Annotated in this window: 10 protein-coding genes; 2 read left to right on the forward strand and 8 right to left on the reverse strand. The window is 41.2% G+C overall.

The window, feature by feature from the left end; translation table 11 throughout:
- Window positions 1-13 precede the first annotated feature (13 nt).
- The 7 genes from R8N23_RS03145 to R8N23_RS03175 all read right to left on the reverse strand — a co-directional run bounded on the left by R8N23_RS03145 (window position 14) and on the right by R8N23_RS03175 (window position 10,852).
- Entirely contained in the window at window positions 14-3,022 is a 3,009-nt protein-coding gene (locus tag R8N23_RS03145; RefSeq protein WP_318170107.1) for a DNA polymerase III subunit alpha, read from the reverse strand.
- A gap of 60 nt (window positions 3,023-3,082) precedes the next feature.
- Entirely contained in the window at window positions 3,083-4,300 is a 1,218-nt protein-coding gene (gene dinB, locus R8N23_RS03150) for a DNA polymerase IV (protein WP_318170108.1), read from the reverse strand.
- A gap of 142 nt (window positions 4,301-4,442) precedes the next feature.
- Complete coding sequence (locus tag R8N23_RS03155) at window positions 4,443-7,139, reverse strand: ABC transporter permease (protein WP_318170109.1); 2,697 nt, start codon at window positions 7,137-7,139, stop codon at window positions 4,443-4,445.
- On the reverse strand, window positions 7,136-7,474 hold the full coding sequence (locus R8N23_RS03160; protein WP_318170110.1) for a PadR family transcriptional regulator: 339 nt from the start codon (window positions 7,472-7,474) through the stop codon (window positions 7,136-7,138). The genes R8N23_RS03155 and R8N23_RS03160 overlap by 4 nt, the downstream gene beginning before the upstream one ends.
- A gap of 146 nt (window positions 7,475-7,620) precedes the next feature.
- Window positions 7,621-9,075 carry a carbohydrate porin gene (locus R8N23_RS03165; RefSeq protein WP_318170111.1) on the reverse strand — a complete coding sequence of 485 codons (1,455 nt, stop codon included), beginning with the start codon at window positions 9,073-9,075 and terminating at the stop codon, window positions 7,621-7,623.
- Window positions 9,076-9,145: 70 nt separating this feature from the next.
- Complete coding sequence (locus R8N23_RS03170) at window positions 9,146-9,841, reverse strand: LytTR family DNA-binding domain-containing protein (protein WP_318170112.1); 696 nt, start codon at window positions 9,839-9,841, stop codon at window positions 9,146-9,148.
- A gap of 3 nt (window positions 9,842-9,844) precedes the next feature.
- Complete coding sequence (locus R8N23_RS03175; RefSeq protein ID WP_318170113.1) at window positions 9,845-10,852, reverse strand: sensor histidine kinase; 1,008 nt, start codon at window positions 10,850-10,852, stop codon at window positions 9,845-9,847.
- 197 nt (window positions 10,853-11,049) lie between these two features.
- Between R8N23_RS03175 and R8N23_RS03180 the strand changes: the two genes are divergently transcribed.
- A complete protein-coding gene (locus R8N23_RS03180; protein ID WP_318170114.1) occupies window positions 11,050-13,503 on the forward strand; it encodes a TonB-dependent receptor domain-containing protein in 2,454 nt (817 codons plus the stop codon).
- 36 nt (window positions 13,504-13,539) lie between these two features.
- The gene (locus tag R8N23_RS03185) at window positions 13,540-14,622 is read left to right on the forward strand and encodes an aminoglycoside phosphotransferase family protein (protein ID WP_318170115.1); all 1,083 of its coding nucleotides are present in this window, start codon (window positions 13,540-13,542) and stop codon (window positions 14,620-14,622) included.
- Here R8N23_RS03185 and R8N23_RS03190 read toward each other — a convergent pair.
- Window positions 14,619-15,986 carry a Gfo/Idh/MocA family protein gene (locus R8N23_RS03190; RefSeq protein ID WP_318170116.1) on the reverse strand — a complete coding sequence of 456 codons (1,368 nt, stop codon included), beginning with the start codon at window positions 15,984-15,986 and terminating at the stop codon, window positions 14,619-14,621. The two genes, R8N23_RS03185 and R8N23_RS03190, sit on opposite strands and share 4 nt — an antisense overlap.
- Between the last annotated feature and the right edge of the window lie 26 nt (window positions 15,987-16,012).

Below are 16,012 nucleotides of genomic sequence, written 5' to 3' on the forward strand. Positions count from 1 at the left end.
TAATTAAGCGGGCTCAAGCTTTGATTAGTATAGGTGTATGGTGCTCGGGGAGTGGCTCGAGGTCATCCATATTCACGTAGTGAACCTTGATCATGGAGGTTACTTCTATGGATACAAAATCAAATTCCTCTACCACTTTCCCTTTGATTTCATAAACCCCTTTACCTCTAAAAGGATATTGACGAAGTGAAGATGGAAAATGCACCGTGTCTATAAAGTCGCCTGCTTGATCGATGAAAGTACCAAAACTCATATTTTTATTGTTTGAAGTTCTGGTTTGTTTGCGAGTGACCATATAGCCCAACATCGTTACCACCTTGTTTTTGTGTTTGGGCATTTCTTCCACGAGGATAATATCCGAAGCAGCGTATTCATTGACCAAACTGAATGGGTCTTGAAGAGGAAAATGTAAAATTTCCATTTCATCAAACCCATCTTCTCTGGGGTCGTGATATAAGGAAGGCAATTTGTATTTTTTCACCTTGCTTTGAAAGAGCGTAGGAGTCGTATATTTTGAGCTTTTGGACAGCAGTAAATGTGCCTGCCATAGCAGTTTTTTTTTGTTCGAATCTATGGTTTTGAAGGCTCCTACCCTGATCAGGATTTTCAGTTGTTCCAGGGAGATCGCCACACAGCTGGTGAATTGTTCCAAGCTTTGAAATGGACCATAATCTTCTCGCTTATATAGAATTTCCGTTATCGTCTCTTTCTCTAATTCTTTCACAATGTGAAAACCAAGATGAATGGTTTTGCCGTTTATAGTGGTTTCGTTTCGAGAAGTATTAATGCAAGGGGCTTCAATGCTGGCACCATGCATACGTGCTTCATGTACGTACAGGTCGATACCATAAAACCCTCCTCCATTATTAACTACACTTACCAGATACTCCAGCGGATAGTGTGCCTTCAGATATAGACATTGATAACTCTCGATAGCATAAGAAGCCGAGTGTCCTTTAGCGAAAGCGTATCCAGCAAAACTCATGATTTGATACCAGACGTCGTGAGTCAACTTATCATCATGTCCCATTTTTTTACAGCTGATGAAGAATTGCTTTTCTACCTCCTTGAATTCATCTCGAGATCGGTATTTGCCCGACATGCCTCGTCGGAGCCTGTCGGCCTCTCCCAAAGTAAGCCCGGCAAAATAATGAGCTACTTTGATCACATCTTCCTGATAAACCATCACACCGAAGGTTTCAGGCATGAGTTCTGCCAATATGGGGTGTGCGTCTTTTCTCCTTTCGGGAATTCTAAATCGAAGAATATATTCCCTCATCATGCCGGACTTGGCAACCCCGGGTCGGATGACTGAGCTTGCTGCTACCAGTCCTAAATAATGATCTGCTCGTAGCTTTTTGAGAAGCATGCGCATGGCAGGAGATTCTACATAAAAGCAGCCGATCGCCTTTCCATTTCGCAATAGGTCTTTTACTTTTTCATCTTTAAAAAATCGTTTGGTATCATGAATGTCTATCTCAGAGTCATTAGGGTTGTTTTTTTTGACAATGGCCAAAGTGTCCTTGATTTTACCCAAACCACGTTGGCTCAAAATATCGAATTTGAATAGCCCGGCATCTTCTGCTTCTACCATATCAAAATGAGTGATAGGAAACCCTTTGGGTGGCATACTGGTCGCTGTGAAGCGGTAAATGGGCTTTTCTGAAATAATGATGCCACTGGCATGCACACTCAAGTGGCTAGGAATACTATCCATTAAAAAAGCATATTTCAAAACCGACCGGGCAAGGCCATCATAGTTTTTAATTGCAACACTAAGGTTTTCTCGATCGATAGCCGATAGTCTACTGATTTCATGAGGAGGCAATCCGCACACTTTGCCCAATTCGCGTACCGCAGCTTTAAACTTGAAAGTGTTGTAGGTGGCCAGTAGACAGACATGGTCATAGCCAAATCTTTCGAAAATGTACCTAGTGATATCGTCTCGATCACGCCACGAAAAATCGATATCAAAATCAGGAGGATTTTTGCGATAGAGGTTGATGAACCGCTCAAAGTATAAGTCTAATTCGATGGGATCCACATCAGTGATTCGAAGGAGATAAGCCACAATACTGTTGGCACCGCTGCCCCTTCCTACATAGAAGTATTCTTTTTTCAATGCATAGTTGATGATGTCCCAGTTTACCAGAAAGTAGGAGACGAAACCCTTTTGTTTGATGAGCTGGAGTTCGGTAGCCAGTCTTCGGTAAATTCTATAGTCAGGATTAGGGTATCGATAGGGGAGCCCTTCTAGGCATTTACGTCTGATGAGTGCATAATCCTCTTCATCTGACCCTGTGTAGGTCTGAATATTTTTGTGAGGGTACTGATCTCCAAATTCAAAATAGATGGAACAATTTTTAATGATTTCTTCTGTATTGTGAATGAGATCAGGTGTGTCTTTGTAAATATCCAATAACTCAGATTTCGGATATAATAAGTTCGAGGGAGCACCTTCCTCCTCTTTGGGCAATTTACTGAGCAGTGTGTTTTTGTCTATGGCCCGAAGCAAACGGTGTATATTGAAATCACGCTGATGCCTGAAAGTGACTGTGGGAAAGATCACCAGTTTGTCTAATTTATTTTTCCATTTTGAAAAAGGGACTTTCAGTCTTTCATGTGGGGCAACACCAATATACTCATGAGCCAATAGTTGATGTGCGAGATTCGCACTAAACGGATAGATGACATAAACATTTTTAAACTTAGGGGCTTGGTCTGGAATTTCTAACTGGTTATGAAGATGTTTGGATAAGAAAATGTTGATTTCCTGAAAACCTTCATTGTTTTTGGCAATAGCCACGAATCGCTGTGTAGTACCCTCACGAAAGTCTACGCCTACGATAGGATGGATGCCATATTTGGGAGCATCTCTGATAAAGCGCATACAACCTGCCGTACTGTTGATGTCGGTAAGAGCAAAAGCTGTAATACCATTTTGTTGAGCCTCTTCTAGTAGCGTCTCGGTCGACATGACCCCATATTTGAAACTGAAATAGGAATGACTATTGAGGTACATAGTTTTAATTGTTGATGAATGTCCATACTTCGAGAACCTCAGTATGACATTCAATTTTATTTATCTCCTTCGATTCGCTAGCAGTGGCGGCGGCTCTCCTGTAAAAGGATTGAACCGGCTAATAGTTCGGGCCTCAATGCCTGAAGCTCGCATCACTTTCCTGTCTCCATGTTTGTCTCGGATCTTGTCCATGGCTTGGTAGAGACGAATGATCTCTTCGCTATCTTCAAATAAATTGATTTGGTAATGACCCTCTGCCAGATGACTGAAACGAACACCGATCAATCGGACCAATAGGCGTTTATTATATAGCCGATCGAACATTTCCAAAACCTTAGGAATCAGTAAATGATCGGCAGAGGTGTGAGGAATTTTGTTTTGTAAGGTGTAGGTGTTGAAATCTGAATAACGAACCTTCACCGTAATACATGCAGTTAGTTTTTGCCCTCTTCTAAGCTGAAAGGCCAGGTTTTCTGCCATGGCTAGCATGATGGCTTTGAGTTTGATTACATCGGTGGTATCTCTATCAAAGGTTCTTTCTGTAGAAATGGATTTTCTCTCTTGGTGTGGGATGACAGGAGAATTGTCGATACCCTGGGCTTTTTGCCACATTTTGATGCCGGATAAACCAAAGGTTCTTTCCATCAGCTCGACGGGCATCTCTTGAAGCGTTCGAATGTATCTAATACCTAACTGGCGAAGGGCATGGTAGGTTTTTTCTCCTACCATAGGGATTTTTTTTACTGGCAGTGGCGCAAGAAAGGCCTTTTCCTGACCAGGCATAATTTGTAATTGATTGTCAGGCTTGATTTCGTTGGTGGCTACTTTAGAGACCGTTTTATTTTGTGATAGACCAAAAGAGATGGGCAGGCGGGTTTCCTTTACTATCTTTTTTTTGAGCTCAGAGGCCCACTGCATACAACCAAAAAAGTGGTCCATGCCAGTTAAGTCAATATAGAACTCATCGATAGATGACTTTTCGAATAGAGGAACATTGTCTTGAATGATTTGGGTAACGGCTTTAGATTTTTCGGTATAGAGCATCGAATTGCCCCGAACGACAATGGCTTCCGGACAAAGCTGCAAGGCCATTTTCATAGGCATGGCTGAATGAATACCGAAAGTGCGAGCTTCATAACTACAGGAAGCTACCACACCTCGATCTGAAGTCCCACCAATCAATACCGGCTTACCTATCAGCTTAGGCTCAATCAGCCGTTCGCAAGAGACAAAAAAGGTGTCCAGATCCATGTGTACAATGGACTTTTGGTAGCTCATATTCTTTTGAAGTTTTTGACAAAAATACTAAATAATATAGTAATAACTAAAATAATTAGTAAAACATCTTCTAATCCAAACAAAAAAAGAGGCTGTCCATTTGGGATAACCTCTTTTCATAAGTGAATGTTTTTAAAGACTCTTACTCATGATTCAGCGCATCCACCGGATTGGCGGTAGCCGATTTGAGTGTCTGATAGCTGATGGTAATGGCGGTAACCAATAGTACCACTACGCCCGAATAAACAAACGAAGTCCATCCGATGTCTATTCGATAAGGGTAGTTGTCGAGCCATTGATCCATGAGATAGTAGCTGAGAGGCCAAACAATCAAAGTAGCTGTGCCAACCAAGATCAAAAATTCTTTGGAGAGCAGCTGGATAATATTGAGAATGGAGCTGCCCAGCACTTTTCTGATGGCGATTTCTCTGGCGCGCTGAATGGCTGTGAATGAAGACAGGCCAAACAGTCCCAAGCAACCAACGATGATGGCAAGAATAGAGAAGGTGGCAAATAGGTCTTTGAACTGGCGCTCGGATTCGTAGTAGCTATTGAAATATTCATCTAAGAAGAAATAGTGAAATGGGTTGCCCGGAAAGCTTCTATACCATTGTTCTTCGATGGAGGCAATGGCTTGACTAGATTGGTCCATATTCACTTTTATCATGAAATATTCAGAACCTGTACCACTGAGGTAGATTAAAGTCTTCGGCTTTTCTTCTTTTAGGCTTTCTTGATGATAGTCAGACATGACGCCTACGACAGACGGACTCCAGCGAAACCTTTCTATTTCTATTCGTTTGCCTATGGCGTCTTCTGGTTTTTCAAAACCTAAGGCTCGAGAGGCATTTTCCGTTAAGATGACCAAACTATCTAAATCATCACGCATCTCTTCTGAAAACGCACGACCCGCAATGATTTCCATATTCATGGATTCTGCAAAATCGAAGTCAATACCTGCAACGCTCAAAGGCACGGCCTCATCTTGACTTTGCAGGTTCGTGCGGATCGGTGTTTTAAACCTCAGTTTTTTGCCTGGTAGTAGAGTAGAACCAGCCACAGATATAATTTCTGACCTTTGTTTCAACCCCGTTTTGAAAGATTTGACTCTATTGGACCTCACTTCTCGAGAAGTGTCCTGTTTGGGTGGACGCTCCACGACAATGGTTTGTTCCATGTCGAACCCTAGATCTTTGGATTGCATGTATTCCATCTGATCAAATACAGTGGCCGTGCCCACAATAAGAGCTACAGACATAGCAAATTGAAAAATCACCAAGGCTTTTCTTAAAGCTACCCCTCCAGAAGAAGTTTTAAGTTTGCCATGAAGCACTTGTGCTGGCTTGAATGAAGAAATAACGAATGCCGGATAAATACCTGACAAAAGCGATCCAATAAAGACTACACTAGCCACCATGATCCAAAACCACGATTGCGACCAAATGACATAGTCTAGTGGGGTGCCACTCAGATTATGAAAAAGATTGCCAGTTGAAAAAATAAGAATGAAAGCTACGAGCATAGCCAAGCCATTAATCACTAATGATTCGATCAAAAACTGAGCGACAAGAGATGATCGATAGGAGCCCATTACTTTTCGTAACCCTACTTCTCTACCCCTGTCGAATGATCTGGCGGTACTCAGATTGATATAATTGACCCAAGCAATAATTAGGATGAAATAGGCGATGATAGAAATGTAAAATACACCATCACCATTGCCATTTACTTCTGCTTCATCCGTGAGTTGAGAGTATAGGTGAATGTCTTTGAGTGGCTGCAACGACAGTACATCTTTCATGTTTTTTTCTTTATTCTCTGGTTTGTATTTGTCTACCAGATTCGGAAACTGAGATTCTAGTCTTTTGGGGTCGGCATTAGGCTTTAGTTGTACATAGGTGTAAAAGTCTTTTCTCCCCCAGCCATTGCCATATCGTCTTTTGGCCCATCCATTTCCGCTTGTATCTCTGGTGTATAGTGTGTTGAATGAAATCAGCACATCGAATTTGAGATGGGTGTTTTCTGGTATGTCCTGAAATACACCGGTTACCGTACATAGCTCATTGTTGAAATCATCGTCCTCCAAGCGGAGCAATTTGCCCATTGGATTTTCATTGCCAAAGTACTTTTTGGCCATAGATTCTGAGATCACAATCGTATGAGGTTTTTCTAATGCAGTCTGAGCATCTCCTTGAATCATGGGAACAGAAAACATGGGTAGGAATGCAGCTTCGGCATACAAGAATCTTTTATGCTTCAGTACTTGAGGGGTTTCTTCTCCATTTTCAGAAGTGATGATCACATTGTTTTTGGAGCCCATGTTATAGAGCTTGGCTGAGCTGATGACTTCTGGAAAATCTTCCAACATGGCGGGCCCTGCACCGGGGTAGTTTTCTGAGCTTTTGTAGACAAGCTCACCATTTTGGTATACATCTAGTTGAACACGGTAGATGTTTTCCCTGTATATGATATGATTTTCATAGCTTTCTTCAAAGGCCACAAAGTGATTAATCATCAAAAAGGCAGCCAACCCTATGGCCAGTCCAAATATGTTGATGAATGAATACATTCGATTTTTGAGTAGGCTTCTAAAAGCCACGTTAAAGTAGTTTTTTAACATGATGGTGTGATTTGAGTTTATTATTGAGTTTTCTGTAATTGGTCTGATCAGAGAGGGTCTGAAAAGCTGAAGCACCTGCATAAAGTACCTGAGTTGAGGATACTTCTTCCGCGTTCTAACATTATGTCTGTAGATCTCGTCCAGATCGCCAGATATGTCCACCCAGTAATCTGGATGGCAATAGAATTTGAAAAATTTAGATGCTAGTTTTTTTATCATCTTATTTTTAGGTCAAGGGCGATTTTGGGTATTGAGTCCCAAAGCTCTGAGCGAATTTCTTTTGAATGAGTAAGTGCTTTTTTGCCGTAGGCCGTGATTCTAAAGAAGCGTTTTGGTTTGCCCCCTCTTTCTTTATCAGGTTCACCCAGCCTACTATCCAAAAAGCCTTTTTTCTCTAGTCGACGTAGCGTGGATTGCAGTGCACCGATGCTCACACTTCTTTGGCCTCTTTCTTCAATTTCGTTTTTGAGAGCTACTCCATATGCTTCATCGTACAGTACGCCAACGGTGAGCATTACTATTTCTTCAAATTCGCCTAATTGATATTCTTTCATAACTATTCTTTTCAATAACTACTTTGTAGTATTGCTAAACTAAAATAGATTGAGCAATCAGCAAAGACTATTTTGTAGTATTGATATTAAGGAGATGTAATTAACCTATCAAAAGTTTCATCCGATAGGAATTTATTTTTGTTTGATCAGTTGAAAATCCACCATTCAGCTTTCACGCCGAAGTAATATCCCCAACGTTTTTCCCCCACAAATTGAAGATATGGTGAGTATAAGCTTTCCATGGCATAGTCGTTGTATCTGGCCAAAGAGGCCACAAAGCGCAAGTGGGGTCTTGCCCAAGTATCCCGCTTTCCGGTAGGCACATACACCGGTACTATGCTTATTTTGGCCATATTGGCAACGGGGTTTGTGCCATCTTTTCGTTGAGAGTAATGTAATTCGGCCAATAGGTGAAAATAATCTGTGATGTAAAACTCACTTCTACTACCAATAGAAAGATCTTCTTTTCTATTAAATACTTCTTTGCCAAAGTAGGTTGGTGCTATATGGTCACTATCTGCAGCTCCTTTGCTTTTGGTATATATGAAATAAGTATTGAGGGTATAGCTCGTTGAAAAATTTAATACTGTATGATTCACAACGTAAATGGAAGAAGCTCCTTTAAAATCCAGATTGTTTAGGTCCGGAGCACCAAAAGTCAGCCAGGTTCGGGAGAGGCCTCCATCTCCTCCATTGGCTATACCGGTGCCGTAGCGTACAGCCAAATGATTGAATGAGCCATCGAGTAAGCCGGGCAGATTGCGTTGATATTTTGCGCCGATTACAAATCCGATGTCCGCTGGGAAGTTGAGCGCTTCATCAACTGGTGCAGAGGAAGTGTCATTATCGGCATGTGCCATGCGGTGCACTTCACCCAAAAATGTGATTGCGTCGTTTGGAGACAAGGTGACATCTTGTTCGGCAGCTATCACTACTCTTTGTCTAAGCGCAGCACTCGGAGTACCGGTTTTTATATTTAGGTAAAAATATGGAGGTACAGTCGAGGTGGTGTCCGTAGATTCTACAAATAAGGCCATGAATCGAGAGCCTTTCCATTCTACCCCAAAGCCCTGACTACTGTGATCGTTGAAATAAAAATGATCTGCAATATGTACATCTGGTCCTCGGTATAATCTGGCACCTATCCAAATACTTAGTGGTTTGCCTCGGATATTTCGTGCTTCTACATACATTTCTGGAATCGCAATGGTTAGACCACCAAGGCTAGAGGTACTGCTGTTTCCAAAGGTGGTTAGACTATTGGCATAGACAGAAAATCTCATCTGAGCGTAGATGGTTGTACTATCTTCTTCGCTAGGGTTGAAGTAGAGTGCTGGAGCTAATTCGAGATAGTCTTGTTCCTCCATACGACCACCAATACTGCCCATGTTATTAAGATTTAAACGCCTTCCAATGGAACCACCATTTTCAAATGACCAATCCACGCCTACGCGACCATAAGAGCCAAGTGCAACATTTTTGTTTGACACGTTTTGATACATGATTTGCCCCATTGTATCATAGGTGAGGGTAAAAAATAGTGGAATGATAATTAGACGAAAATAGGTAAGTGGTTGATAGCTCGATGGGTACTTTGACATCTGATGTTTAGGTTTTGATCACATGGAGGTGTCTCTAATTTAATCAATTTATTTCTTCATCAGAATGAGATTACTGCAAGTATTTTTGTGATAAAACTTCTTTGTAAGCTCTGCCAATGGGAATAGTTGTGTCATCATTTAGATGAATCTGATTGCCTACAAGTTTGACGATTTTGTCTGTGTTGACCAGGAAAGATTTATGAACCCTAAGAAATCTTTGATTGCCCAATTTTTCTTCCCAGTTCTTTAGTCTTTCGGAGGACAGATGCTTTTTGTCTGATAAGTGAATTTCTGTGTAGTCTGCATCGGATTTGATATAGAAGATATCGGTCAAACTAATACGTATGTGCTCATATCCCGATTTGATGAATAGGTCGAGATTGTGTTTTTCTTCGCTTTTCGCGGGAGGAGCAGCATTTGTTAAAGTGGTCACTTTGGATACCGCCTTTACGAATCGCTCAAACGAGAAGGGTTTGAGTAAGTAGTCCACAACATTGAATTCATAACTCTCCAAAGCATAGTCTGAAAAAGCTGTGGTCAATATTACATATGGGGAATTGGGAAGAGTTTTTAAGAAGTCTATGCCCGATAGTTTAGGCAAATGAATATCCAAAAACAGCAAGTCTATTTTTTGCGAGTTGATCGTGTCTAGGGCTTGCAAGGCATTAGAAAAGGTGCCCACCAAATTCAGCGTACCAATATCTTCAATGTACCTTTTGAGGATACGTTGTGCGGGTAGCTGATCTTCGATGATAATGCAATTCATTTTTTAATGGTTCAAGTCCACTTTCAACTTAACCTGATATTCATTCTTGGATTTTATTATATCTAAAGTATGAGCCTCAGGGTATAGCAATTGCAGCCTTTTCTTTACATTTTCTAAGCCAATGCCACTATTGATATCCTGAGTGTTGGTCTGGTCCATATAAGAATTGGCACATGTAAAATGCAATTGACCCTGCTTTACTTCTAGTTCTATTGATATTTCAATGTTTTCCGTTTGACTGGATGAGCTGTGTTTGAATGCATTTTCCACAAATACAATCAGTATCAAAGGGGCTATTCTATGATCTTGAGTAATTTTTGGCATTTCAAAATTAACCTTTCCTCTTCCCTCTATTTGTAGATTGTTGAGGTTGATGAAATTGCTGAGGTGCTCGATCTCCTTGGATAAGGAGACATACTTGGCCTGGCAATCGTATAGCATATATCTCATCACTGCAGACAATTCGAGTATGATCGTAGGAGTCTGTGGAGAGTTTTCTATGGCATGTGCATAGAGGTTGTTTAGGTTATTGAAAAGGAAGTGAGGGTTGATTTGAGACTTTAAAAATTGCAATTCACTTTCTTTGACTGTGTCTTTCAATTCTTCCACTTCCTTCTGCTTGCCCAGTGCATCCCAGGCAAATTTGAATCCCGAAAGTATACCTATGATCGGGAGCATACTTAGCAAGTTTCCCAAAGCGAAAAAACGTTGGCCGCGGGTGTCTGGAAAGTAGATTTGTTCAAGTACAAACTCCTCCATAAACATCATGGCCATAGCAATCACAATGAAGTATATACTAAACTGTAAATACTTTTTGGTATAAATGTAAGAAGGTAGCAACCAGTAATTGATGATTAAGGCGCCCACTGCGTAGTTGAGGAAGAACACGTATTCGTATTCTTCGAATTGAGGATTGTTTCGGCTGTAGCCATAAAACACAAAGACTACCGAATTTAACACGAGCTGGAAAATGGCTTCCCTAATGCTAATAATTGACTTCTTTTTGGGCATCATGCTTCAAATATATCAAGTAGAAAAGGGTTTTGACAATGATTTCCGGTCAACGACACGATTCTGGGGTTCATCAACATGATTAGCTGAGATTTGTACATCTCTGTCGTTGAACCGTAAAGTATTGCCGTTCACAGATTAATTGTAGCCTTGCTCTGAACTTACCGTTTCTTTGTTTTGCATTCAAATACTTAAACATGAACATCAGAGTTTTTGCCTTCTTAGTTATTCTGTTCGGTCTTCAAACATTTGCAAGTCTTCAGGCCCAGCCCAGACAAAGACCTGGAGGAGAGCCAGGTGGGATTCCCTTCAAAATCATGGGTCAACTGATTGACTCTGAAACTGGAGTTCCATTGGAGTATGCTTCGGCTAGCTTATTTTCTGTGCAGGATAGTGCTTTGGTCGATGGATGTATTACTGATACTCAGGGGAGGTTTTCTTTGGCACCAAGACCAGGTAGATATTATTTGAGGTTGCAATTCATTTCTTATGAGCAGAAGTTTGTGAACGACCTGGTACTCAACCGAGAAAATAAAGTGATTGATTTGGGTGCAATTAAAATGTCGCCAGACGCCGAGACGCTCGATGAGGTAGTTGTGGCGGCCAAAAGAGACCAGATGCAGCTGGAGCTGGACAAGCGTGTGTTCAACGTCAGTGAAAATCTGAGCAATATAGGCGCCAATGCTTCCGAGATCATGGACAATCTTCCTTCAGTTTCGGTCGATGTAGATGGCAATGTAAGTTTGAGAGGAAGTAGTAATGTTAGGATTTTGGTAAATGGCAAGCCGTCTGGCTTGGTGGGCATTAGCGATAGCAACGGTTTGCGCTCGCTGCAAGGTGATCTGATTGAACGGATAGAAGTAGTGACTAATCCTTCTGCCAGATACGAAGCCTCCGGTAGTGCTGGGATCATCAACATCATTTTGAAGAAAGAAAGAGAAAAAGGTTTTAATGGTTCGTTTACTACCAATTTGGGCTATCCGGCTAATTATGGATTTTCTGGAAGTCTGAATTATCGAGCGGGAAATTTCAATGTATTCGGAAGCTATGGAATCAACTACCGGGAGAATGAAGGTAACGGCTATTCTAACCGGATTGGTTTTGGGACAGACACGCTTATTACACACATCGACAACGAAAGGTTGAGAAGTAGCACTTCTCATACTTATAGGCTGGGCACTGATTATTACATCAACGAAAACAATATTCTTACAGCCTCTGGTATGATTAAAATATCGGACGAAGAAAACATCGCGAATATCATCTATCATGATTGGGATGTAAATGATGCTCTTCTTTCCAATACATTCAGGAAGGATGTCGAAAAGGAAGACGACGACAACTACGAATACCAGTTTAGCTATCGTAGAATCATGGAGGGCGAAGGACATGAACTGACTGCTGACTTCCAATTTCGAAGCAATGATGAAACTGAGCAATCTAGCATTGACTCGGCCAATCTAATGACGGACTCCGATCAAATCATGTATCAACGGTCGCTGAATGTCCAGGGGGATAAGAATATTTTGATGCAAGTCGATTATGTAAAGCCACTGGCCGATGGTAAAAAAATGGAAGCTGGATATAGAGGAAACATTCGTAAAATAAGTAGTGATTATCTCGTAGAACAAATCGACGATATGGGAGATTGGTATCCTTATGAAAATTTCTCTAATCGATTCGAATATGATGAAAACGTGCATGCCGCTTATGGTATTTTCGAAAACAAAATGGATCGATGGGGTTATCAACTAGGGCTCAGGGTAGAACAGACCCTCATTAGTACTTATCAGCGAGAAACAGATCAAGCCAATGATAAGAGGTATTTCAATGCTTTCCCAAGTGCGTTTTTGTCTTACAAGTTTGATAAAATGAAATCTGTACAGGCGAGTTATAGTAGGAGAATATCACGCCCTCGCTTTTGGTATCTGAATCCTTTTTCTTCTTTTAGTGATCCTAGAAATATACGTACAGGTAATACAGACCTGGATCCGGAATACGCAGATTCTTATGAATTAGGGTGGTTGTATAATTTGGAGAAAGCCTCCATTTATTTGGGTGGGTATTATAGATACACCACAGGCGTGATAGAACGAATCGAAACCTCTGAGGACGGTATCTCTACAGTGTCCACGCCTTACAATATTGGTACAGAAAACGCTTATGGTATCGAGACCAACTTTAGCGTAGATCCACTGGATTGGTTAAATATCAACGGTAATGCTAATTTTTATCGTGCGATTACCAAAGGCGAATACAAAGATGTGATCTTAGAAAGAGATACCTATACAGCCAGATTTCGACTAAACAACAAAGTGAAAATAAATAAAGTAAACATACAGGTGAGTGGATGGTATCGTGCACCGGAAAAAACAACCCAAGGCAAGAGAAAGGCCATGTACGCTATGGATCTTGGCGCGAATATGGATGTGATGAAGGGCAATGGTACCTTGGTCTTTTTTGTGAGAGATGTTCTCAATTCGCGTAAGTATAGATCTTCTACGTTCTCCACCAATTTCATAGAAGAAAGTGAATATCAAAGACGAGGTAGACAATTAGGAATGTCTTTTACCTATCGAATCAACCAAAAGAAGTCACGATCCAAAGGCGGTCGCAATGGAGGCGACGATATGGATGATGGAGATTTTTGATTTACATACTTTTACGTCAAAGAAGTATTTTGTAATATGAAACAGGTATTTGACGCTTTTGCTGCCAACATTCAAGTGGAGTCTATTGAGCCATTCGGTGGAGGCTTAATTAATGATACTTTTAGGGTTCGAAATCAAAATCCGGAAGGCGTTGACTTTCTACTTCAACGAATCAATCATCAAGTATTCAAAGATGTGTCTGGCCTCATGCACAACATGGAGCTTGTTACTCAATTTTTGAATGAGAAAATTTCTTCTTCAGTCGCGTTGCAAGACACTTGTCAAACGTTAAAAATTATCCCAACGAGTAGTGGCCTCAGTTACTTTCAGGATGAAAATGGAAGTTTTTGGCGTGTTGTAAAATTTCTAAAAGGGTATCGGTCATATGACTATGTTGAATCGGCCGAACAGGCCTATCAAGGAGCTAGAGCATTTGGACAATTCGCACTGCTGTTGGATGACTTTCCAGTACAGGATCTTAAAGAAACAATTCCTAGTTTTCATGATATCATCAAACGGCTAACGACTTTCAATGAAGTGGTTAGTTCAAATAAAAATCCTGATCGGGTTTCAGCATGCAGAGAGGAAATCCGATTTGTAAATGATGTGGCCGAACAAATGAGCGAGATCGAGCGATCGAGGAGGTCAGGTGTAATAAAGGACCGTGTCACCCACAACGACACCAAGTTCAATAACGTGCTTCTGAAGGAAGATTTTTCAAGTCACTGTGTAATCGATTTAGATACAGTGATGCCCGGGGTAATCCATTATGATTTTGGTGATGGCGTACGCACTTCCACCAGTACAACTGAGGAGGATGAAAAGGATTTGGGCCTAGTGGATATTGACATCGAGAAGTTCAATGGCTTTGCACAAGGCTATTTAGAAGTTTTAAAACCAGTGCTTACCGTACAGGAGTTAGAATCGTTGGCATTATCTGGTCCGCTGTTGGCATATATCATGGGTGTTCGGTTTTTGACAGATTATCTGGCTGGCGATGTGTACTATAAAATCAAACATGAAACACATAATCTGGATAGAGCCAGATGTCAGCTCAGGCTAACCAGACAGATGTTGGATCGCCTTTCTGAGATGGCTGCTATCATTAAAGCTGTTTAGTAATCATCATTCATCCCAAAATCAGGTTTTCTTTTGATCCATTTTCCTTTAGTGAAATCTGGAAACTGAACTGGTGCACTTCCCTTGGCAATGGACTCCTCAGATAAACAGGTAACCGCAGACCAAGTGGCACAATCATATACATCTAGTGGCATTGGTGCCTCTCTTTTGAGCGCTTCTATGAATGCATTGATTACAAAAAAGTCCATCCCTCCATGTCCGGCACCAGCAGCTTGACTCTCATATTTTTTCCATAACTGATGATCATACTCCTTCATGTAATTTTCATCACTTTCCCATTTATGTGCTGGACTCACTCCTTCTATGTGAAGAGAGTTATTGAGATCCATCCAAATGCCCTTGGTTCCTTGAACTCTGAAGCCAAGAGAGTAGGGTCTTGGTAAGCTTGTATCATGATTGAGCGTAATGGTTTCGCCATTTACTGTTTTGATTACAGTCGTAACTACGTCTCCAAGTTTGAATTCCACATCAGCATTGGGATGTTCTTCACCACCTTTTGGATGGTTCACGATGTAATCATGGAGGCCTCTGGATTTAGATGCCGTACTGGTCAGGTAGGAATATCTATTGCCGCGGTTGATGTCTGTCATCATATGAATTGGGCCAAGTCCATGAGTGGGATAAAGTTCACCGTTTCTGTTAATCGAATGTTGTGTTCTCCACCGTGCTTCACTCATTCCTTTTTCTCCGAATTCTACACCACCTCCGTACAGCTGCCTGCCATCATTAAATTTTACTGCCCTAAGGTCATGCTGATAGCCACCTTCCAGATGAATCATTTCTCCAAACATGCCTTTTTTCACCATATTGAAAATAGCCATCACATCACGTCTGTAGATGACGTTTTCTAATATCATAAATGGCGTTCCGGTTTTCTCCTGTGTTTCTACCAGATCCCAGCACTCTTGGATATCAGCAGCTCCAGCTACCTCTAGCCCTACGGCTACACCAGCATTCATAGCATCTACCGCCATAGGCGTGTGCCAAAGCCAAGGTGTAGAGATAATCACCGCATCAACATTTTTGAGTTTCAATAGATCACGGTAGGCATAATCTCCTTTGCCAAAAAGTGTAGGTGACTTTCCACCGGCCTTTACTACCATATTTGCAGCTCTGTTGAGGACCACTTCATCAATATCACACAGCGCCGTGATTTCGACATCTTTTCTCTCCAGAGCCAATTGTACATGATTGGTTCCTCTGGCTCCCACTCCAATAAATGCCAATTTTATTTTATCTTTTTTTTCAGCAAATAGTTCTATTGGGTTCAGTAGGGAAAGCGAAAGACCTGCCAATGCCGATTTTTTGATGAATGCTCTTCTATTGTTTTCGGGTGATATCATGAGGTGATGATGTTTTAATGGAAAGC

Origin of the sequence: Reichenbachiella sp. (genome assembly GCF_033344935.1) — a bacterium.
Classification (GTDB): Bacteria; Bacteroidota; Bacteroidia; order Cytophagales; family Cyclobacteriaceae; genus Reichenbachiella.

Coding starts and splice junctions, on each gene's coding strand:
- R8N23_RS03145 (WP_318170107.1), bottom strand. CDS start 3,022: ATGTACCTCAATAGTCATTCCTATTTCAGTTTCAAATATGGGGTCATG.
- dinB (WP_318170108.1), bottom strand. CDS start 4,300: ATGAGCTACCAAAAGTCCATTGTACACATGGATCTGGACACCTTTTTT.
- R8N23_RS03155 (WP_318170109.1), bottom strand. CDS start 7,139: ATGATAAAAAAACTAGCATCTAAATTTTTCAAATTCTATTGCCATCCA.
- R8N23_RS03160 (WP_318170110.1), bottom strand. CDS start 7,474: ATGAAAGAATATCAATTAGGCGAATTTGAAGAAATAGTAATGCTCACC.
- R8N23_RS03165 (WP_318170111.1), bottom strand. CDS start 9,075: ATGTCAAAGTACCCATCGAGCTATCAACCACTTACCTATTTTCGTCTA.
- R8N23_RS03170 (WP_318170112.1), bottom strand. CDS start 9,841: ATGAATTGCATTATCATCGAAGATCAGCTACCCGCACAACGTATCCTC.
- R8N23_RS03175 (WP_318170113.1), bottom strand. CDS start 10,852: ATGCCCAAAAAGAAGTCAATTATTAGCATTAGGGAAGCCATTTTCCAG.
- R8N23_RS03180 (WP_318170114.1), top strand. CDS start 11,050: ATGAACATCAGAGTTTTTGCCTTCTTAGTTATTCTGTTCGGTCTTCAA.
- R8N23_RS03185 (WP_318170115.1), top strand. CDS start 13,540: ATGAAACAGGTATTTGACGCTTTTGCTGCCAACATTCAAGTGGAGTCT.
- R8N23_RS03190 (WP_318170116.1), bottom strand. CDS start 15,986: ATGATATCACCCGAAAACAATAGAAGAGCATTCATCAAAAAATCGGCA.